This is a genomic window from Pararhizobium sp. O133 (assembly GCF_051669845.1).
Lineage (GTDB): Bacteria > Pseudomonadota > Alphaproteobacteria > Rhizobiales > Rhizobiaceae > Pararhizobium.
This window is the reverse complement of record NZ_CP196426.1, coordinates 87,981-107,411: the sequence shown is the minus strand read 5'-3', so window position 1 is coordinate 107,411 and position 19,431 is coordinate 87,981. Positions and strand designations below refer to the sequence as shown.

18 protein-coding genes are annotated in these 19,431 nt (G+C 61.8%); 6 read left to right on the top strand and 12 right to left on the bottom strand.

What is annotated here, in order from left to right; translation table 11 throughout:
* The first annotated feature begins 34 nt into the window (after positions 1 to 34).
* Both cmk and rpsA read left to right on the top strand, forming a co-directional pair.
* On the top strand, positions 35 to 667 hold the full coding sequence (gene cmk / locus ACST81_RS00515) for a (d)CMP kinase (RefSeq protein WP_438750859.1): 633 nt from the start codon (positions 35 to 37) through the stop codon (positions 665 to 667).
* Positions 668 to 782: 115 nt separating this feature from the next.
* Positions 783 to 2,486, top strand: coding sequence for a 30S ribosomal protein S1 (gene rpsA, locus ACST81_RS00510; protein ID WP_438750858.1), 1,704 nt, complete (start codon positions 783 to 785; stop codon positions 2,484 to 2,486).
* A gap of 81 nt (positions 2,487 to 2,567) precedes the next feature.
* On the opposite strand, the gene ACST81_RS00505 is transcribed toward rpsA, so the two are convergent.
* Positions 2,568 to 4,649, bottom strand: a complete 2,082-nt coding sequence (locus ACST81_RS00505; RefSeq protein WP_438750857.1) for a hypothetical protein — start codon at positions 4,647 to 4,649, stop codon at positions 2,568 to 2,570.
* 381 nt (positions 4,650 to 5,030) lie between these two features.
* Here ACST81_RS00505 and ACST81_RS00500 point away from each other — a divergent pair, with 381 nt between their 5' ends.
* Positions 5,031 to 6,413, top strand: coding sequence for a nicotinate phosphoribosyltransferase (locus tag ACST81_RS00500; RefSeq protein WP_438750856.1), 1,383 nt, complete (start codon positions 5,031 to 5,033; stop codon positions 6,411 to 6,413).
* A gap of 59 nt (positions 6,414 to 6,472) precedes the next feature.
* Positions 6,473 to 6,808 carry a DUF6665 family protein gene (locus tag ACST81_RS00495; RefSeq protein ID WP_438750855.1) on the top strand — a complete coding sequence of 112 codons (336 nt, stop codon included), beginning with the start codon at positions 6,473 to 6,475 and terminating at the stop codon, positions 6,806 to 6,808.
* Here the strand turns inward: ACST81_RS00495 and ACST81_RS00490 are convergent, their stop codons facing one another.
* Positions 6,809 to 8,095, bottom strand: coding sequence for a hypothetical protein (locus ACST81_RS00490; protein ID WP_438750854.1), 1,287 nt, complete (start codon positions 8,093 to 8,095; stop codon positions 6,809 to 6,811). It lies immediately after the preceding gene.
* A gap of 109 nt (positions 8,096 to 8,204) precedes the next feature.
* Complete coding sequence (locus ACST81_RS00485) at positions 8,205 to 8,831, bottom strand: ribonuclease D (RefSeq protein ID WP_438750853.1); 627 nt, start codon at positions 8,829 to 8,831, stop codon at positions 8,205 to 8,207.
* Positions 8,832 to 8,965: 134 nt separating this feature from the next.
* Here ACST81_RS00485 and ACST81_RS00480 point away from each other — a divergent pair, with 134 nt between their 5' ends.
* Positions 8,966 to 9,289: a hypothetical protein gene (locus tag ACST81_RS00480; RefSeq protein WP_438750852.1), complete on the top strand. Its 324-nt coding sequence runs from the start codon at positions 8,966 to 8,968 to the stop codon at positions 9,287 to 9,289.
* Between the two features lie 87 nt (positions 9,290 to 9,376).
* The gene (locus tag ACST81_RS00475) at positions 9,377 to 10,408 is read left to right on the top strand and encodes a hydroxyacid dehydrogenase (protein WP_438750851.1); all 1,032 of its coding nucleotides are present in this window, start codon (positions 9,377 to 9,379) and stop codon (positions 10,406 to 10,408) included.
* Between the two features lie 191 nt (positions 10,409 to 10,599).
* On the opposite strand, the gene ACST81_RS00470 is transcribed toward ACST81_RS00475, so the two are convergent.
* The 9 genes from ACST81_RS00470 to ACST81_RS00430 all read right to left on the bottom strand — a co-directional run bounded on the left by ACST81_RS00470 (position 10,600) and on the right by ACST81_RS00430 (position 19,410).
* Positions 10,600 to 10,806 (bottom strand): hypothetical protein, encoded by a 207-nt coding sequence (locus ACST81_RS00470; protein WP_438750850.1) that lies wholly within the window; start codon positions 10,804 to 10,806, stop codon positions 10,600 to 10,602.
* A gap of 139 nt (positions 10,807 to 10,945) precedes the next feature.
* Positions 10,946 to 11,134, bottom strand: a complete 189-nt coding sequence (locus ACST81_RS00465; RefSeq protein WP_438750849.1) for a hypothetical protein — start codon at positions 11,132 to 11,134, stop codon at positions 10,946 to 10,948.
* Between the two features lie 171 nt (positions 11,135 to 11,305).
* Complete coding sequence (gene scpA / locus ACST81_RS00460; protein ID WP_438750848.1) at positions 11,306 to 13,447, bottom strand: methylmalonyl-CoA mutase; 2,142 nt, start codon at positions 13,445 to 13,447, stop codon at positions 11,306 to 11,308.
* Positions 13,448 to 13,690: 243 nt separating this feature from the next.
* Positions 13,691 to 15,694, bottom strand: coding sequence for an acetyl-CoA carboxylase biotin carboxylase subunit (locus ACST81_RS00455; RefSeq protein WP_438753308.1), 2,004 nt, complete (start codon positions 15,692 to 15,694; stop codon positions 13,691 to 13,693).
* Between the two features lie 300 nt (positions 15,695 to 15,994).
* Positions 15,995 to 16,372 (bottom strand): hypothetical protein, encoded by a 378-nt coding sequence (locus ACST81_RS00450; RefSeq protein ID WP_438750847.1) that lies wholly within the window; start codon positions 16,370 to 16,372, stop codon positions 15,995 to 15,997.
* Positions 16,373 to 16,382: 10 nt separating this feature from the next.
* Entirely contained in the window at positions 16,383 to 17,303 is a 921-nt protein-coding gene (gene yghU / locus ACST81_RS00445; protein WP_438750846.1) for a glutathione-dependent disulfide-bond oxidoreductase, read from the bottom strand.
* Positions 17,304 to 17,372: 69 nt separating this feature from the next.
* Positions 17,373 to 17,651 (bottom strand): DUF2442 domain-containing protein, encoded by a 279-nt coding sequence (locus ACST81_RS00440; RefSeq protein ID WP_438750845.1) that lies wholly within the window; start codon positions 17,649 to 17,651, stop codon positions 17,373 to 17,375.
* The gene (locus ACST81_RS00435) at positions 17,632 to 17,868 is read right to left on the bottom strand and encodes a DUF4160 domain-containing protein (RefSeq protein ID WP_438750844.1); all 237 of its coding nucleotides are present in this window, start codon (positions 17,866 to 17,868) and stop codon (positions 17,632 to 17,634) included. Before ACST81_RS00435 ends, ACST81_RS00440 begins: the two co-directional genes overlap by 20 nt.
* A 9-nt stretch (positions 17,869 to 17,877) precedes the next feature.
* Positions 17,878 to 19,410, bottom strand: a complete 1,533-nt coding sequence (locus tag ACST81_RS00430) for an acyl-CoA carboxylase subunit beta (RefSeq protein WP_438750843.1) — start codon at positions 19,408 to 19,410, stop codon at positions 17,878 to 17,880.
* Positions 19,411 to 19,431 lie beyond the last annotated feature (21 nt).

Here is a 19,431-nt window from a genome sequence, read left to right as displayed (position 1 = left end):
GCCACGACGATCATACCCACTTTCAGGTAGTTCCATGACTTTCATCATCGCCATCGACGGACCGGCCGCTGCCGGCAAGGGGACTCTCTCGCGCCAGATCGCCGAGATCTATGGCTTCCACCATCTCGATACCGGCCTGACCTACCGTGCCACAGCCAAGGCGCTTCTCGATGCCGGCCAGCCGCTTGATGATGAGACGTTGGCGGAAGGTATTGCCCGCAATGTCGAGCTTGCCGGGCTTGATCGTTCGGTGCTCTCGGCCCATGCGATCGGCGAGGCGGCGTCCTCGATCGCCGTGATGCCTTTGGTGCGCCAGGCGCTGGTCGAGGCGCAGCGCGCCTTTTCCGTGCGCGAACCGGGCACCGTGCTCGACGGACGCGATATCGGCACGGTCGTCTGCCCGGATGCGCCGGTAAAGCTCTACGTGACGGCTTCGGCCGAGGTTCGGGCCCGCCGCCGGTTCGATGAGATCGTCGGCAATGGCGTTCCCGCCGATTTCCTGGAGATTCTGGCTGATATCACCAAGCGCGATGAGCGCGACATGGGTCGGGCCGACAGCCCGCTGCGGCCGGCTGCGGATGCGCACTTGCTAGATACGTCCGAAATGAGTATAGAGGCCGCTTTCCAGGCGGCCAAGAGCATCATCGACGCTGCCCTGAACAAATAGTCCGAGCAACCATCCCGCGCCGGATTTGCTCTCCCTGAGAGAGCGGATGGTTTTCGGACGTGTCAACGCTAACCCCCGGCGCCTGTGCCTCATCCGTGGCACTTCAGGAGTATTCATGTCTCAAGCTAACCCCACCCGCGACGATTTTGCCGCGCTGTTGCAGGAATCCTTTGCCTCGCAGGATCTTGCCGAAGGCTACGTCACCAAGGGTATTGTAACGGCTATCGAGAAAGACGTCGCCATTGTTGACGTCGGCCTCAAGGTCGAAGGCCGCATCGCTCTCAAGGAATTCGGCGCCAAGGCCAAGGACGGCACGCTGAAGGTCGGCGACGAAGTCGAAGTCTATGTCGAGCGCATCGAAAATGCGATGGGCGAAGCTGTTCTGTCGCGCGAAAAGGCTCGCCGCGAAGAGAGCTGGGTCCGCCTCGAAGTCAAGTTCGAAGCCGGTGAACGCGTCGAAGGCGTCATCTTCAACCAGGTCAAGGGTGGTTTCACCGTCGATCTGGATGGTGCCGTTGCCTTCCTGCCGCGCTCCCAGGTCGACATCCGTCCGATCCGCGACGTCACCCCGCTGATGCACAACCCGCAGCCCTTCGAAATCCTGAAGATGGACAAGCGTCGCGGCAACATCGTCGTGTCGCGTCGTACGGTTCTTGAAGAATCGCGTGCCGAGCAGCGTTCGGAAATCGTCCAGAACCTCGAAGAAGGCCAGGTTGTTGACGGCGTCGTCAAGAACATCACCGATTACGGTGCGTTCGTTGACCTCGGCGGCATCGACGGCCTGCTGCACGTCACCGACATGGCATGGCGCCGCGTCAACCATCCGTCGGAAATCCTGAACATCGGCCAGCAGGTCAAGGTTCAGATCATCCGCATCAACCAGGAAACCCACCGCATCTCGCTCGGCATGAAGCAGCTCGAGTCGGATCCGTGGGATGGCATTGGTGCCAAGTACCCGGTCGGCAAGAAGATCTCCGGTACCGTCACCAACATCACCGACTACGGTGCATTCGTAGAGCTGGAGCCGGGCATCGAAGGCCTGATCCACATCTCCGAAATGTCCTGGACCAAGAAGAACGTCCATCCCGGCAAGATCCTGTCCACGACGCAGGAAGTCGACGTTGTCGTTCTCGAAGTCGATCCGACCAAGCGCCGCATCTCGCTCGGCCTCAAGCAGACGCTCGAGAACCCGTGGCAGGCCTTTGCGCACAGCCATCCGGCTGGCACCGAAGTTGAAGGCGAAGTCAAGAACAAGACCGAATTCGGCCTGTTCATCGGTCTCGACGGCGACGTCGACGGCATGGTGCACCTGTCGGATCTCGACTGGAACCGTCCGGGCGAGCAGGTCATCGAGGAATACAACAAGGGCGACGTCGTCAAGGCTGTCGTTCTCGATGTAGACGTCGAAAAGGAACGCATCTCGCTCGGCATCAAGCAGCTCGGCAAGGATGCGGTCGGCGACGCCGCTGCTTCCGGCGACCTGCGCAAGAACGCCGTTGTCTCGTGCGAAGTCCTGGCCGTCAACGACGGTGGCATCGAAGTGAAGCTCGTCAACCACGAAGACCTCACCTCGTTCATCCGCCGTGCCGATCTGTCGCGTGACCGCGACGAACAGCGTCCGGAGCGTTTCTCCGTTGGTCAGGTTGTCGACGCCCGCGTCACCAACTTCTCCAAGAAGGACCGCAAGGTCATGCTGTCGATCAAGGCGCTTGAAATCGCTGAAGAGAAGGAAGCCGTCGCACAGTTCGGTTCGTCCGACAGTGGCGCTTCGCTCGGCGACATCCTCGGCGCAGCCCTGAAGAACCGTAGCGGCGAATAAGCCTCTGCCTTTGGAATGAAATAACCCGCGGAAAGTGATTTCCGCGGGTTTTTTGTTGTCATCAAATCGGGTGGTTGTGGATCAGCCCAGTCCACCCATGCGGCGATAGAGATCATAGGCGTCGCCGGCCTCGTCCGTGGCGTCTTCTTCACCCACGGTGGGAGCAGCGTTCGAGCCGTTTTCCTGATCCTCGGGTGATTCGCGGTTGTCGCCGTGCTCGTCATGAGCGGCAGAGGGCGATTGTTCCTCGTCTTCTTCTTTCTTCGCCTTGATACCTTCGGTCTTGGCCGGCAGGTAAGGAATCATGGTGAAGGGAACGGCGTCCCGGGCGATGCCGGTTTCGGGCTGTCGTGGCGTCTGGGCGTCGCGCGTCGGCTCGTCCATGGGTGATGCGTGGTTGAGAGGCGAACGAGCGGTGTTGCCGTCCTCCGGTGGCTCAAGCAGCGCACTCAACGTATCGGCTTCGAAGGTGGAGGTCCCGGCAGTTTCGCCGATGTCTCCGGTCAGCAGCGTCGTGTCCGGCAGGATCGCGTCATCGGCCGCTTTGAGTTCCGCAAAAAGAACGTCTGCCTCCATGTCGGCCGCCTCGCCAGCAAGGGCGCCAAACAGCGTTTCGGGGGCATTCCAGTCGATCTTACCGTCTGGCAGGGGAAGGCTTGCCTCGACCAGCGCCTTCAGCGTCTGGGAAAAGACTTTCTCGTCGTCGCTTGGCTCGAACCGACCTGTCTCAGCTTCCTCGGTCGCGACCTGCGTCTGGGGCGTTGACCCGTGTTCCAATTCCCATTCGCCGAGATCATGGCCCGTGAAGCCCGCAACGTCGTCCCGGGCAAGGGCCTGCCGGATCTGAGCTACCGCGTTTTGCAGAACCGGTTCCGGCCTGGTGATGGAGGGGGCGGTCTGTTGCGGCTCCGCCCGTGATGGCTTCGCGGCAGTCTCGGAGGCGATTGTGGCGGCCGGTCTTTCCTTGACCGGTTCAACTGGCCGGTCGCTCCGGGTTTCGACCGTGGCGCGGGTCGCCGGCTTTTCCTCGTTCTCACGAGGGCGCTGCGGCATTTGTTCCGTCGAATCTTCACCGTCCGGCAGTTCGATCGTTTCCGGCAAGACAGCGGGTTCCGCCACGTCCACAGGCTCGGAAAGATCGAGTCCCAGTTCCTCTGCAACAGAGGTCGTGAGCCGGCTATCGATATCGCCGCCAGCGAGCGCGGTAACCAGCGACAGTGCCTCAGGATCGGCTGCGAGGAAAGCGGCGGCCGCGCGCAGGAGCGGGATAGTCTCCGAATTCGCCTTGGCCGGCATCCTGGCCGAAGCGCCGGCCGCGGTGGCATCGCCGCTGCGGGGCATTTCGCGCTTTGCCCCGTCATCCTGTCGAGAGACCGTGGCCACCGCGTCCTGTCCGGCCTCGTGCTCTTCAGTCGCAATCACAGGAACGGAGACCGGCTCGTCATCATTGCCGAAGGCCTTTTTCAGGACGGCTTGCAGGATGCCGGGATCGGGGACAAAGGTCGCGCTCGCGAGAATGGAGCTCGAAACAGTCTGCTGCAGGGGCTGCGCCGCCGGCAAGGCTTGCTGTTGGCCAGCAGATCTGCCTTGACCCGGCTGTTGCAGAGCCGATTGTTGCTGGGTTGGCTGTTGCTGGACCAACCCTTGCTGGTTAGGTTTTTGCTGGATCGACGAGATCGTTGCCGGCCGGATCTCGGGTTGCGTGAGCAGCGGACGGCCGGGTGTCAGGGGCGTGAAAGCCCGCTCCGGCAGACGCGATGCGTCGAGGATCGACGGCATCTTCAGCGCTTCGGTCAGGATCCGGATGGATACGGCGAGATTGCGCTGCCCCAACTGCCTTTCGACCGCCTGGCGCACGGCCGGCGGTAGGGTTTCGAGGAAGACGGCCAGGCGCTTGCTGAAATCGCGCAGGCTTTCCTGCGGTAACGGCGGGAATTTCAGAACCTTCGCCAACGTTTCGAGCAGTCGGACCAGCGCTTCGCGTGGTAAGGGCTCGCTGCCGACCAGATGCCGGTTCAGCGTCTCCAGGATTTTCAGCATGACGTCCGATTGCCTGCCGGAAACCCGTATGGGGGGCAGGGGGGCACGGTCCTTCGGGGTCTCGACCACGGCTGCTGCGTGCGCCGTCGGGGCAGTAACCGTCTTGACTGTGAGAATGGGCATCAGCATCGCAATCTCCGTCAGATCAGGGTTGAAACGAGAAACAGGGTTCGGTTCGCGGCCCGCCTTTCATGAAAGAGGCCCGGCCAAGCAAATGCCTTGGATGAGTGAAGGCGCTTCATGCGCATGCCCGACGGCTCGTTCATGGCCAAACCAGACTGCGAAGGCTGCTGCGGAGCCATGGGGTGGGCCGAGCATTTACATCCCAATATTAGGCCGGAAAGATTGACAGAATATTAACCATACATCCGGTGCGGAGGGTGGCTTTGCGAGACCTTGGCGCCTGCCTTTGCACTTGCTGCTTTTTTGCCGGTCGCGTACATCATGGCCACGGTGTTGCCGCCATTCCATGTGGCGGAATTGGAATGCTTTCGGGGGAATGCGATGAATCCAGCCAATCTGATCCTCAACACCGACAGCTACAAATTCAGCCATTTTCTCCAGTATCCGCCGGGCACCCGGGCCATTTCGGCCTATATCGAAACCCGTGGCCATCAGGACCAGCCCGACGTGGTCTTCTTCGGCCTGCAGATGTTTCTCAAGGAATATCTCGGTAAGCCGGTGACGCGTGCCGATGTCGATGAGGCCGAGGCGATCGTTCTTGCCCATGGCCTGCCGTTCAACCGCGCCGGCTGGATGCGGGTCGTCGAGCATTTCGGCGGTTATCTGCCGCTCGAAATCCAGGCGCTGCCGGAAGGCACGCTGCTGCGGCGCGGCGTGCCGATTGTGCAGGTGGTCAATACGGATTCGCAATGCTTCTGGCTGACCTCCTATATCGAGACCGCCCTGTTGCGCGCCGTGTGGTATCCGTCCTCGGTCGCCAGCAACGCCCGCAAGATTCGCGAGATCATCCGGCCAATCCTTGAAAAGACCTGCGATGATCCGGCGGCGGTACTGCCCTTCCGCCTGCATGATTTTGGCGCGCGCGGTGTCGGCGCTTTTGAGCAGGCCGGCATCGGCGGTGCGGCTCATCTTGTCCATTTCATGGGAACCGACACGGTAACCGGCATTCTCCATGCGCGCCGTTACTACGGCGCCGACATGGCCGGATTCTCCATCCCGGCGTCCGAACATTCGACCATGACTGCCTGGGGTGTCGAGCGCGAGGCGGAAGCCTATGCCAATATGATCGACCGTTTCGCCGGCGGCGGCATGTTCGCTGTTGTCTCCGACAGCTACGACATCAACTATGCCGTCTCTGAAATCTGGGGCGGACAATTGCGCGACAAGATCAAGGCCAGTGGCGGCACGGTGGTCATCCGTCCCGATAGCGGCGATCCGATCGAGACGCCGGTGCATGTCGTCAAGCAGCTCGACTATCATTTCGGCTCGACGCTGAACGGCAAGGGCTACAAGGTGCTCGACAAGTCCGTCCGCGTCATCCAGGGCGATGGCCTGTCCAATGCGGACATCAGCCAGATCCTCGGCCGGCTGGAGGCTTTCGGCTTTTCGGCCGAAAATATCGCCTTCGGCGTCGGCGGTGGCCTGCTTCAGAAGGTCAACCGCGATACCTATTCCTTCGCCATGAAAGCCAATGCCCGCCAGGACGACAGTGGCCGCTGGCACGATGTCTTCAAGCGACCCGCGACCATGAACGTGAAGGCCTCGAAGGCCGGACGGCAGGCCGTTGTTGACGGTCTCGGTGGACTTGAAGCCGCACGCCTCGACGAATTGAAGGATCGCCACAACCATCTGGAGACGATCTGGAAAAACGGCGACCTTCTCAAGGACTGGAGTTTCGAGGAAATTCGCGGCCGCGCCAAATAGGATATTGTCGCGACGCGATGGCGACCCCATCTTGGGCTTGGTTGTCGTTGGAGCAAAACATGACGGTTCGTCCGCCCCAAGCCCTCGCCCCGGCCTTCACCAGGGATACCGGCCTGAACCTGCTCGAATATGAGTTGATGTCGGAGCGGGCAGATTCACTCGGCCGTCACGGCCTGAAAGTGGAGAAGGCGATCGGGGCCTTGTCCGCGCTCAAGGATCCAGCCATCTCGCCGGAGCGGCGCGAGCAGTTGCTCGATGATGCCGCCGATGTGGTCTGGGCTTTCTTCATACAGCGGGAAATCTGCGGCTTGCGGTCGAATCGCGATGCCGTCCAGCGATATGGTATCCCGAAGGAAGTCATGGCGCGACTGGGAATCGTCCGGCGCAAGGGCTGATCAGGCCGCTTCCTTCTTTGCCAACAGATCGTAAATGCCGTTCTCGTCGATGGTGACCGAGAGAATGCCCTTCTGGGCTTCCTCGTCGCGCTTAGTCGCGTCGGCCTGTCCGGCGCGCGCCAGCATGACCGCCTGCTCCGTGTCGCTTGGCGGCTCGACCTCGCCGGTGCTTTCGTCGTTCTGCGACAGCGCCGATGTCTTGGCGTCACCCTTCGGCGCCTCGGCCTGCGTCTGCGCGATTTCGGCGCCGGCGGCGAGAACCTGGATCGCCTCGATGGCGATCGTCTCGGCCGTCTCGCCGGTCACGGTGTCCTTGGCACCGCCGTTCTTCGTGGCCGCCTCGTTCCCTTTCCGGATGGCTTCGTGCAGGTCCTGCACGTCTTCCAGCTTTTCGCCGGCCTCCAGCGCGTCGATCGTTTCCTCGCGCTCCTTGCGGGTTTCGGCGTCCTCGACCTTGGTCGGGTCCTTCGCCAGCCGTTCGGCCTTCAACTCCTCGATCGTCTTCGGATCGGCAATGTCTTCCAGCCGCTGCAGCACCTTGCTGACATCGGCGGTCAGTGTCTTTTCTTCCGTCGCCTTGTCGTCGAGGATCGCCTCGATCGCTTCGGCCTGCGCGCCATAAGGGCGGCGGATGGCCTCGATCATCTGCTCGGCGGTGATGCCGAGTTCCGTCAGTCCGGTCTTCTTCTCGATCGCCGGGATGCTTTCCGCCAGCGTCTTGCGATAGGCGGTGAGGGAAGCGCCGATACGGCTGCTGAACGCATCATCCGTTTCGTCGCTGGCTTGTTCCAGGCCATTCTCTTTGGCGAACCGCGCCAGCGTCAGCGCCATGTCGCTCGGGTTTTCCGCCGTGCCGGCGTTGATCTCGGCGATTTCCGTGGCGGACACGCCGAAACGCGCCAGGGACACGGGCTCTACCATCTTGCCCGAGACAGCATCCTTGTCGATCATCTGGACGAAGACCAGCGCATCCTGCAGCCGGGTGGCGAAGTCGTCGCTGCTCTCGCCGGTTTCCTGCGACAGGCCCACCGCGCCGGTAAAGCGGGCAATCAGCGTCGCCAGCGGGTTTTCGTCGCGCTTCAGGGCGCCGAAGAAATGCTCGTTGATCTTGGCATTGGCGGCTTTGGAGACATCGTCGGAGCGCACCTGCGCCTTGACGACCTTGTCTTCCTTGCCGCTGAGTTTTTCTTCTTCCTCGACGCGGCGCTTCTCGATGTCATCGACAATCGATTGCACCATCGAGGTGACAAGCGTCGCGGAGGCTTGTTGGGTCGGGAGCAGCATCATCGGTCTATCGGGTCCATGATCGTCGGGGCTGTGGCCCAACGATAGGGCGCAACCGTTAACCTGACCTTAACCGTGTGCCATTTTCAGGCGCGGCTGCCATCCGATGACATCAGCTATGAGCGAAAATGTCGGTTTCTTCCCAGCCCAACAGGTCCAGCTTGGCGCGGGTCGGCAGGAAGGCGAAGCAGGCATCGGCATGGTCGGCGCGGCCATCGCGTAGCAGTCGATCGGTCAGCCGGTCGCGCAGGGCATGCAGGTGCAGAACATCGGAAGCGGCATATTCGATCTGCGCCTGGGACAGCTTTTCCGCTGCCCAGTCGGAGGATTGCTGGTGCTTGGAAATATCGACGTCCAGCAGTTCCTTCAGATTGTCCTTCAGGCCATGACGATCGGTATAGGTCCGCGTCAACCGCGAGGCGATCTTGGTGCAGAACACCGGCGTCGTCGTCACGCCGAAGGCGTGGAACAGCACGGCGATATCGAAGCGACCGTAATGGAAAATTTTCTGGCGGGCCGGGTCTTCGAGCATGGCAACGAGGTTCGGCGCCTGCGTTTGGCCCTTGCCGATGCGAATGACATCGGCCGTGCCGTCGCCGGGCGAAAGCTGGACGACGCAGAGCCGGTCGCGACGCGGGACGAGGCCCAGCGTCTCGGTATCGACGGCGATCGCACCCCGGTAGCGGGCCGCGTCTTCACGCGAGATATCGCCTTCGTGAACCCGTATTGTATTCGCCATCGAAATCCCCACATCAACCGGGCAGGCGCCGCGTTTCCTCAGTGCGTTGGGCTATAGCGCATGTTTGCCGGAAGCGATACCGTCTCCTGACGCCCGACGGTGCGTGACGATCTGAGCGAGGGGCGATGAATGGAATGCAGATGCTGATCGCCAAGTCTCTTCTCCTGGCCGTGGTCGTTGTCACATCGTGTATGATCGCCAATGCCCCTGCAGCGTCGGCGCAGCAAGTGCAGCCGTCGCAACCCTATTTCGACCTGCCGGGTGTAAAGACGCCGGAAGAGGCGGAGCAGGCCAAGGTCGTGGTCTGCGAACAGACCGTCGTCCATCATGAGAACCATCCGACTCACGGCGAGGAATACGAAACGATCAACAATTGCCGCAAGGGCAATGGTCCCGTGTTCCAGTCGCGTAATTCCCCGCGCTCTATCGAGCGTCAACTGCGCGGGTTCAATTACTGATCCCATCCTTGCAAATTGCTGTATGATCAATACAACTTCGCTCCACGAGGAAGCGGGCCGCCATGGCCTGGTATGGGAGTGAAAATTATGTCCGTTTCGCAACGACCCCTGGTCATCAGCGCGCCGGAGCCGCGCACGCTGGATCTGATTTTCACGCCCGAGGCGCTCGACGAACTGAAGACCAAGTATCGCATCATCGAAGCCGATCCGGAGGACGTTGCCGGGCTCGGCGATGACGTCCTCGGCGAGGCGCGCTACATCATCGGCCAGCCGCCGCTCAGCGCCGAGACGCTGGCGCGCATGCCGCAGTTGCGCTCAATTCTTAATGTCGAGAGCAATCTGATCAACAACATGCCCTACGACATCCTGTTCGCCCGTGGCATTCACGTGGTGACGACGGGTCAGGTCTTTGCCGAGCCGGTTGCCGAGCTGGGGCTTGCCATGGCGCTCAACATCGCGCGCGGCATTGTCGATGCCGATCTCGATTTCCGCGAGGGCAAGGAATTGTGGGGTGGCGAAGGCAATGCGAAGGCCCGGCTTCTCTCGGGCGCCGATGTCGGTATTATCGGTTTCGGCGATCTCGGCAAGGCGCTGAACCGGGTACTGACCGGCTTTCGCACCAACACGCGGGTCTACGATCCCTGGATGCCGGCATCGATCCTCATCGACAATGGCGTCAAGCCGGCAAGCCTGGAGGATGTCCTGACAAAGAGCGATTTCGTCTTCGTCGTCGCGGCCGTGACCAGCGAGAACCAGCATTTCCTTGGCGCGGATGCTTTCGCGAAGATGCGGCCGGGCGCCGCTTTCATCCTGCTCAGCCGCGCCAATGTCGTGGATTTCGATGCGCTGATGGCGTCGGTGGCAAGCGGCCATATCGTGGCCGCCAGCGATGTCTTTCCCGACGAGCCGCTTGCGCTTGATCATCCCGTCCGCGGCCTCAAAGGCTTCCTGCGCTCCGCCCACCGGGCCGGCGCGCTCGACAGCGCCTTCAAGAAGATGGGCGACATGGTTCTGGAAGACATGGACCTGATGGACCGCAGTCTGCCGCCGATGCGCTGCAAACGGGCGGAGCGCGAAACGGTCTCCCGCATGCGCTCCAAGCCCGTCAGCGTCAACTGATCCGCGCCCAGCCAAACACCATACTGGCCTTTTTCCGGCCGAGATGCTGGGACGTAGAACCGGTCGAGGGTGCGGGCGATGGGGCAGTTCATCTCGTCAAAATTCTTGCGCTGCATGGCTCAAGGATAAGGCCTGTACTTGCACCATGCAAATCACCAGAAGCAGATTGCGTGTGACCCCTGTTCGTCGGATCAGTTGCCGTTGACTCGGCGCATGGCTTCGAGAATCGACGTTTTCGTTTCGTGGCCGGTCTTGTAGAGGCCCAGCATCACCGTGGCTGCGTCGCGGCCATCATCGCTGTCCAGCGTCGTGCGGGTCTCTTCGCACCATTCTTCCAGCGCGCCGCACACGACTTCGATTTCGCCCTGTTCAAGGGCCATATCGGATAGAAATGACATTTTTCACCCCATTCGCGAGAAGGCATCTGTTCATCTGAATCGGCAGTCTAAGGCCGTTCGATACGGGTGCAACTCCCAAATCTAGGGGGGCGAGCAGGTACTGTTGCCCACACAGGCTGTCCCTGGTCGCCGTCTCGTCTTAGTCCGCCCGGACGGCGGAAGCCTCGACCAGAGACGCGGCAATCGCCATGGCGAGCTGCTTGCCCTTGGCGCGGACCATTCCGCTGTCAAACTCACGTGCGGAAAGAGCGAGATCCATCCCCTCACGCATCAGAATTTGTTGTGCCCTGTTGACTGCCCAGTTTTCGACTTCGTCGCGCTTCCGCATGGCGCTTCCCCCATAGCTAAATCATTTAGCATCGCGCTCTCAATTCGGCCTGAACTTCGGCACACGGGGCGAATCACCTGAGCACGACATCAGAATGCGACAATTCCGCTATTTAGGAACCACAACTTTTCCACGATGACTTTTAGGGGTGGTGCAGCTGTGAGTATTTGCTCAGGCGTTGCGCAACTTCCCTTCAAGCAGATCGAGCACCGCGCGGCCCGCTTCCATGACATTGGTGCCGGGGCCGAAGACCGCCGCGACGCCATTGTCGAGCAGGAACTGGTAATCCTGTCGCGGCACGACGCCGCCGCAGACGACGACGACATCACCGCCGCCCTTTTGCTTCAGCGACCGGACGAGTTGCGGCAGAAGCGTCTTGTGACCGGCCGCCAGGGACGAGACACCGACGACATGGACATTGGCCGCCAACGCCGTGTCGGCCGCCTCATCCGGGGTCTGGAACAAGGGGCCGGCGAGCACGTCGAAACCCATGTCGCCGAAGGCCGATGCGATGATCTTGGCGCCGCGGTCATGGCCGTCCTGGCCGAGCTTGGCGACCATGATCTTCGGCTTGCGGCCGATCGTTTTGGCGACGCCGGAGAGGCGCGCGGCCAGCGTTACGAGCTCAGGCTCGTCCCTGTAGGCATCACCATAGATGTCGCTCACCACGTCCGGAACGGCGGTGTGATCGCCGAAGACGGCGCGCAAAGCGTCGGAAATTTCGCCGACCGTGGCGCGGGCCCGGGCGGCGGTGACGGCGGCCTCGAGAATATTGCCCTGGCCGTTGCGGGCGACCTCTTGGAGCGCTTCAAGGGCCCTTGCGACCTCGGCGCTGTCGCGGCGGCGTTTGGCCTCATCGATGCGCCTGATCTGGGCGATGCGGACGGCGGCATTGTCGATATCAAGGATGTCGAGTTCGTCCTCCGTCTCAAGGCGGTACTTGTTGACGCCGACGATGACCTCCTCGCCCTTGTCGACCGCAGCCTGTCGGCGTGTGGCTGCCTCCTCGATCAGGCGTTTCGGCAGACCCTCGGCAACGGCCTTGGTCATTCCGCCCAATGCCTCGACCTCCTCCATCAGCGCCCAGGCCTTGTCGGCCAGTTCCGCCGTCAGGCTCTCGACATAATATGAGCCGGCCAAGGGATCGACGACCTTGGTCACGCCCGTCTCGTGCTGAAGAATGAGCTGGGTGTTGCGAGCGATCCGGGCGGAGAACTCGGTCGGCAGCGCAATCGCCTCGTCGAAGGAGTTGGTGTGCAGCGACTGCGTGCCGCCGAGCACGGCCGACATCGCCTCGAAAGCGGTGCGAACGATGTTGTTGTAGGGATCCTGTTCCTGGAGCGAAACGCCGGAGGTCTGGCAATGGGTGCGCAGCATCAGCGAGGATTGTTTCTTCGGCGCAAAACCTTCCATGATCCGCGTCCAGAGCAGACGGGCGGCCCTGAGCTTGGCCGCCTCCATGAAGAAATTCATGCCGATGGCGAAGAAGAACGACAGGCGGCCGGCGAAATCGTCGACGTTCAAACCCTTGGCGATGGCCGCGCGGACATATTCGCGGCCGTCTGCGAGCGTGAAGGCCAGTTCCTGCACCAGCGTCGCGCCGGCCTCCTGCATGTGGTAGCCGGAAATCGAGATCGAATTGAATTTCGGCATTTCGCGCGCCGTATAGTCGATGATGTCGGCGACGATCCGCATCGAGGGGTCCGGCGGATAGATATAGGTGTTGCGGACCATGAACTCCTTGAGGATGTCGTTCTGGATGGTGCCGGACAGATCGGCCCGCGATACGCCCTGTTCCTCGCCGGCGACGATGAAGGAGGCGAGGATCGGGATGACCGCGCCATTCATGGTCATCGACACGGAGATTTTTTCGAGCGGGATGCCGTCGAACAGGATCTTCATGTCCTCGACCGAATCGATCGCCACGCCCGCCTTGCCCACATCGCCCTCGACGCGGGGGTGATCGCTGTCATAGCCGCGATGAGTGGCGAGGTCGAAGGCGACGGAGACACCCTGCTGGCCGCTCGCGAGCGCCTTGCGATAAAAGGCATTCGACGCTTCGGCGGTGGAGAAGCCCGCATATTGGCGGATGGTCCAGGGTCGGCCGGCATACATGGTGGCACGCGGCCCGCGTGTGAACGGCGCAAGGCCGGGCAGCGAGTCGAGATGTTCGACCGTCTCAAGATCGGCCTCGGTATAGAGCGGCTTGACCGCAATGCCCTCCGGCGTCTGCCAGGTGAGGCTGTCGGGCGAGGATTTGATCTCGCGTTCGGCGAGGGCCTGCCAGTCGGCGCGGGGGTTTTTATCGGACATGGCGCAGCATCCGTTGAATCCTGTGTTTGCGTTTGCGCCGTTGCGCGGGGAAAGTCACCCCCCTCTGTCCCTCCGGGACATCTCCCCCACAAGGGGGGAGATCACCGCCAACCTTCGTGTCAACCTTACCGTGCTGAATGAACGCAGGTAAGGGAAATGAATAATCTCCCCACCTGTGGGGGAGATGTCGGCGTAGCCGACAGAGGGGGGCCGGCACGGGGGTAATCTCCATCCGGCACAGCATCACTCGAACTCCATGATCAATTCGTCCACCGCCAGGCTCGACCCGGCTAGGACGGCGATGCGCTTGACCACGCCCCGCCGTTCGGCGCGCAAAATGTTTTCCATCTTCATCGCTTCGACCGTTGCCAAGGCCTGGCCGGCTTCCACGGTTTCGCCGGCCTCGACCGTGACCATGGTGATGACGCCGGGCATCGGGCAGAGCAGCATCTTCGATGTATCCGGCGGCAACTTGACCGGCATCAGGCGGGCAAGCTCGGCGACGCGCGGGCTGCGGACATGGGCTTTTACGTCCATGCCGCGCCAGCGCAGGCGGATCGCCGTTCCGACCAAGTCGATCTTCACGCCCATGGCGGTGCCGTCGATGTTGAACGTTGCGTGGCTTCGGCCCGGCGTCCAGTCGCTGGCAACCGTGATCGGCTCGGCGTCGCCGAAGCGAATATAGCCGCCGTCCGCCGAAGCATCGAGCGTGGCAGCAAAGGTCCGATCACCGAAGCTGACGACCCAATCCTTGCCGATGACGCGGCGATGATTGCCGATCGTGCCGGAAATCTGCACGGCCCGGTTCTGCAGCGCCTGATGGACGAGCACGGCGACGGACGCCAGCTTGATCGCGGAAGCCATATCCGGTTCGACCCCCTGGAAGCCATCGGGAAATTCCTCGGCGATGAAGGCCGTCGTCAGCCGTCCGGCGCGGAACCGGTCGTGCTGCATGACGGCGGAGAGGAACGGCAGGTTATGGCCGATGCCTTCGACCTCGAAATCGTCCAGTGCCCGGCTCATCGCATCGATGGCGGCTAGTCGATCTGGCGCCCAGGTGCAGAGCTTGGCGACCATCGGATCGTAATACATCGAGATTTCGCCGCCCTCGAACACGCCGGTATCGTTGCGCACGATGGTGCCATCCGCGCCCGTGCCTTCGACAGGCGGACGGTAGCGAGTCAGGCGACCGATCGACGGCAGGAAGTTGCGATAGGGATCCTCGGCATAGAGCCGGCTTTCGATCGCCCAGCCATTGAGCCGGATATCCTCCTGGCCGAAGGAGAGCCTTTCCCCGGCCGCGACCCGGATCATCTGCTCGACGAGGTCGATGCCGGTGATCAGTTCCGTGACGGGATGCTCGACCTGCAGGCGGGTGTTCATTTCGAGGAAATAGAAATTCTTGGTTCCATCGACGATGAACTCGACGGTGCCGGCGGAATGGTAGCCGACCGCCTTCGACAGCGCGACGGCCTGCTCGCCCATGGCGCGGCGGGTTTTTTCGTCGAGGAAGGGCGAGGGCGCCTCCTCGATGACCTTCTGGTTTCGCCGCTGGATCGAGCATTCGCGCTCGCCGAGATAGAGCACTGTGCCGTAGCTGTCGCCGAGCACCTGGATTTCGATATGGCGCGGCTGCGTTACGAATTTCTCGATGAAGATGCGGTCGTCGCCGAAGGAGTTCTTCGCCTCGTTCTTCGAGGACTGGAAGCCTTCGCGCGCCTCCGCGTCGTTCCAGGCGATGCGCATGCCCTTGCCGCCGCCGCCGGCAGAGGCCTTGATCATCACGGGATAGCCGATCTCGCCGGCGATCTTCACCGCCTCGTCGGCATCCGCGATCAGGCCCATATGGCCGGGCACGGTGGAAACGCCGGCTTCCGCCGCAAGCTTCTTCGACGTGATCTTGTCGCCCATCGCCTCGATGGCGCCAACCGGGGGGCCGATGAAGGCGATGCCTTCCTTTTCCAGCGCCTGCGCAAAGGCTGCGTTTTCCGACAGGAAGCCGTAGCCCGGATGCACCGCATCGGCCCCGGTCTTGCGGATCGCATCGAGGATTTTCTCGATGACGATATAGGACTGCGACGACGGCGCCGGCCCGATATGCACCGCTTCATCCGCGAGCGTCACATGCAGCGCGTCAGCATCGGCATCGGAATAGACGGCGACCGTGGCGATGCCCATCTTCTTCGCCGTACGAATGACCCGGCAGGCGATTTCGCCACGATTGGCAATGAGGATTTTGGAGAGCATCACGATTATTTTCCCAGACAGGTGCAGCGCTTCGTGAATGCGCCATCACGGCGCAAAGATTGTCTGATCCAATTGGACAAGTCTGCTTCGGAGAGGGCGCAGACCTTGCGATAACTTCGCTCTGTAAACGCGCCGGGGACTACGGTGCCTCTCGTAATGGACTTGCATCCGGCGGAATGGACGACCGCATAATCAGGTGAGAAGCCACTTGTTATGTTAAGCACAAAACCTGACGGATTTGCCTCGATCCATTCGCGATACCTGTCGTCCTTGTCAAAAACCGCTGCCATCTGCCGATCCTCACACCTCAAACACATCATCGAACGATTCCGGAAAGTTCTTGCGCGCCACCGTCTCATCGATGACCAGCATGGCCTCATAGGACAAGGGGTCGAACTCCTTTTCGGCGGCGATGACTTCGCGGCCGAAAAGCAGGCTGAGGCGGGCAGCATCGAGATTGCCGCGCTCGAAGGGCTCCGGCCCGAAATGGTGCCAGAGCGCATGCAGAAAGGCTGCGTCGATGCGGTGTTCGGCGGTGCCGGGCCGGCCGCGGCGGGGAATAGCCTTGATCGGCGTCACGCCGCGCGGATTGGCGCGGCGGATGGTGAACTGGATGCCGGTGCCCGGCATGCCGCCGGGAAATCCGCGGTGTTTGGTCATGTCGGGCAGATTGGCCATTACCGTCTCCTTACGCCTTTGCCGGATCGGCCGGGGCGATCTTGTCCTGCGTCTTCGTGTCGAAGTCGGAGGCGTCGTGGCGTTCGTGCAGTTGCTCCGACAGATCGCCGCTCATCCTGTTGACCATGCGGCCGCGCTTGACGGCCGGACGGTCGGCGATCTCCGCCGTCCAGCGTTGAACATTCTTGTAGCTCTGCACGTCGAGGAAGGCACCGGAATCACCGTATTGCTTGCCCTGCGCAAGGCCGCCATACCAGGGCCAGATCGCCATATCGGCGATCGTGTAGCCGGCGCCGGCCATGTAGCGGCTATCAGCGAGATGGCGGTCGAGCACGTCGAGCTGGCGCTTGACCTCCATGGCATAACGATCGATCGCATATTGGATCTTCATCGGTGCATAGGCATAGAAATGCCCGAAGCCGCCGCCGAGGAAGGGGGCCGAACCCATCTGCCAGAACAGCCAGTTCATTGTCTCCGTGCGGGCGCGAAGATCGGTCGGCAGAAAGGCGCCGAATTTCTCCGCGAGATAGACGAGGATCGAGGCGGATTCGAACACCCGCACCGGTTCGCCGCCATCCTTCGGGGCGTGGTCGGAAAGTGCCGGAATTTTAGAGTTCGGATTGACGCCGACAAAACCCGATCCGAACTGGTCACCATCGCCGATCCTGATCAGCCAGGCATCGTATTCCGCGTCCGTGTGGCCGGCGGCCAGAAGCTCCTCCAGCATGATCGTCACCTTGACGCCATTCGGTGTTCCCAGCGAATAGAGCTGCAGCGGATGTTTGCCGACCGGCAATTCCTTGTCATGCGTCGGACCGGCGATCGGCCGGTTGATATTGGCGAAGGCGCCGCCATTGCCCTTGTCCCAGGTCCAGACCTTGGGCGGTTCGTAACCGGTGGGAAAATTGTCGGCGGGGGATTTTTCGGTCATGAGGGTGGTCCTGTCTATGCGGGTTGGTCAGTGCGGGAACGAACGTGACGATGGAAAAGATTTCATCTTTCACTCCGCGGCCTCCGCCGGCGGTTTGGCATCGGGATACTTCCGGCCCCGCAGCATGCCTTCGATGCTCAAATCTTCGTCGAGACCCGGCCAGTGGATTCCATAAGGCGAAAGTTCGATTTTGTTTCGCTGTTCCGAAGACGCGGCAAGAAGCGGCGGGTACCACCATAGCGGCGTGACCAAGCTGGCGCCGTCCGCGAGCTGCACGACGAGGGTCGTCTCGGTGCAATGGGCAGCCGTCGGCTCAAGCAGGTCCTCGTCAATTTCCAAAGTGCTCATTCCATTTCTCCAGAAAGGCGTGCTGGTGATGTTTTACCACATCGAGAAGTTCGTTGAGTTCTTTGTCCGTGCAGCGCTTGTTGCGTGCCACTTCAAGACGTTCAAGCCAGATTTTTGTTTCCTTGCGGTCTTTGCGAATATGCACGTGCGGCGGCTCGACGCGATCAAGGCTATAGAATTCGAACCGCCAGCCTTTCCATTCGAAAACCTTGGGCACCGGCCATCCTCACAACGGGATCGTGTCGTGCTTGCGCCACAGCTGTTCCTTGCGCTTGTTGCGGAGCGATGCAAAGGCGCGGGCGATGCGGCGGCGGGAGGAATGCGGCATGATCACCTCGTCGATGAAGCCGCGCTCGGCGGCGACGAAGGGATTGGCGAAACGGGTCTCGTATTCCTTCGTCCGGGCGGCAATCTTTTCCGGGTCGCCGAGTTCCGAACGGTAGAGGATTTCGGTGGCGCCCTTGGCGCCCATCACGGCGATTTCGGCCGTCGGCCAGGCATAGTTGATGTCGGCGCCGATATGTTTGGAGGCCATGACGTCATAGGCGCCGCCATAGGCCTTTCGCGTGATCAGCGTGACCATCGGCACGGTTGCCTGGCTGTAGGCGAACAGAAGCTTGGCGCCATGCTTGATGACGCCGCCATATTCCTGCGCCACGCCCGGCAGGAAGCCGGGCACATCGACCAGCGTCAGGATCGGGATCGAGAAGGCGTCGCAAAATCGGACGAAGCGGGCTGCTTTGCGGGACGAGTCGATATCAAGACAGCCGGCCAGCACCATCGGCTGGTTGGCAACGACGCCGACAGTCTGGCCTTCGATCCTGATGAAGCCGGTGATGATGTTCCTGGCGAAGGCTTCCTGAAGCTCGAAGAAATCGCCCTCATCGGCGATGGCGAGGATCAGTTCCTTCATGTCGTAGGGTTTGGCGGAGCTGTCGGGTATCAGCGTGTCCAGCCGGTTTTCGATGCGGGCGGGCTCGTCGTGGAACGGCCGAACCGGCGGCTTTTCGCGATTGTTGAGGGGCAGGAAGTCGAACAGCAGGCGCACCTGCTCCAGCGTCTCGATATCGTTCTCATAGGCCGCGTCGGCAACCGAGGACTTGCGGGTATGGGTCCCCGCGCCGCCGAGTTCTTCCGCAGTGACGATTTCGTTGGTCACCGTCTTCACCACGTCGGGGCCGGTGACGAACATGTAGGACGAGTCGCGGACCATGAAGATGAAGTCGGTCATGGCAGGCGAATAGACCGCGCCGCCGGCGCAAGGCCCCATGATGACGGAAATCTGCGGGATGACGCCGGACGCTTCGGCATTGCGGCGAAAGACTTCGGCATAGCCGGCCAGCGAGGCGACGCCTTCCTGGATGCGCGCGCCGCCCGAATCGTTGAGGCCGATCAGTGGCGCGCCGTTGCGCACCGCCATGTCCATGACCTTGCAAATCTTCTGTGCATGCGTCTCGGAGAGGGAGCCGCCGAGCACGGTGAAATCCTGGGAGAAGACGTAAACCTGCCGGCCGTTGATCGTGCCCCAGCCGGTGACGACGCCGTCGCCAGCCACCTTCTGCCCGGCCATGCCGAAATCGACGGCGCGGTGCGTGACATACATATCGTATTCTTCAAACGAGCCTTCGTCGAGCAGCACCTCGATGCGCTCACGCGCCGTCAGCTTGCCCTTGGCATGCTGGGCGTCGATGCGCTTCTGGCCGCCACCAAGACGGGCCTCGGCGCGCCTGGTTTCCACGGTCTCGATAATGTCGCGCATGCCGCCTCCCGTCGTCTTTGC

Coding starts and splice junctions, on each gene's coding strand:
- rpsA (WP_438750858.1), top strand. CDS start 783: ATGTCTCAAGCTAACCCCACCCGCGACGATTTTGCCGCGCTGTTGCAG.
- ACST81_RS00480 (WP_438750852.1), top strand. CDS start 8,966: ATGCAGATGCTGATCGCCAAGTCTCTTCTCCTGGCCGTGGTCGTTGTC.
- ACST81_RS00485 (WP_438750853.1), bottom strand. CDS start 8,831: ATGGCGAATACAATACGGGTTCACGAAGGCGATATCTCGCGTGAAGAC.
- ACST81_RS00430 (WP_438750843.1), bottom strand. CDS start 19,410: ATGCGCGACATTATCGAGACCGTGGAAACCAGGCGCGCCGAGGCCCGT.
- ACST81_RS00470 (WP_438750850.1), bottom strand. CDS start 10,806: ATGTCATTTCTATCCGATATGGCCCTTGAACAGGGCGAAATCGAAGTC.
- ACST81_RS00475 (WP_438750851.1), top strand. CDS start 9,377: ATGTCCGTTTCGCAACGACCCCTGGTCATCAGCGCGCCGGAGCCGCGC.
- yghU (WP_438750846.1), bottom strand. CDS start 17,303: ATGACCGAAAAATCCCCCGCCGACAATTTTCCCACCGGTTACGAACCG.
- ACST81_RS00490 (WP_438750854.1), bottom strand. CDS start 8,095: ATGATGCTGCTCCCGACCCAACAAGCCTCCGCGACGCTTGTCACCTCG.
- scpA (WP_438750848.1), bottom strand. CDS start 13,447: ATGTCCGATAAAAACCCCCGCGCCGACTGGCAGGCCCTCGCCGAACGC.
- ACST81_RS00440 (WP_438750845.1), bottom strand. CDS start 17,651: ATGAGCACTTTGGAAATTGACGAGGACCTGCTTGAGCCGACGGCTGCC.
- ACST81_RS00450 (WP_438750847.1), bottom strand. CDS start 16,372: ATGGCCAATCTGCCCGACATGACCAAACACCGCGGATTTCCCGGCGGC.
- cmk (WP_438750859.1), top strand. CDS start 35: ATGACTTTCATCATCGCCATCGACGGACCGGCCGCTGCCGGCAAGGGG.
- ACST81_RS00495 (WP_438750855.1), top strand. CDS start 6,473: ATGACGGTTCGTCCGCCCCAAGCCCTCGCCCCGGCCTTCACCAGGGAT.
- ACST81_RS00500 (WP_438750856.1), top strand. CDS start 5,031: ATGAATCCAGCCAATCTGATCCTCAACACCGACAGCTACAAATTCAGC.
- ACST81_RS00505 (WP_438750857.1), bottom strand. CDS start 4,649: ATGCCCATTCTCACAGTCAAGACGGTTACTGCCCCGACGGCGCACGCA.
- ACST81_RS00455 (WP_438753308.1), bottom strand. CDS start 15,694: ATGCTCTCCAAAATCCTCATTGCCAATCGTGGCGAAATCGCCTGCCGG.
- ACST81_RS00465 (WP_438750849.1), bottom strand. CDS start 11,134: ATGCGGAAGCGCGACGAAGTCGAAAACTGGGCAGTCAACAGGGCACAA.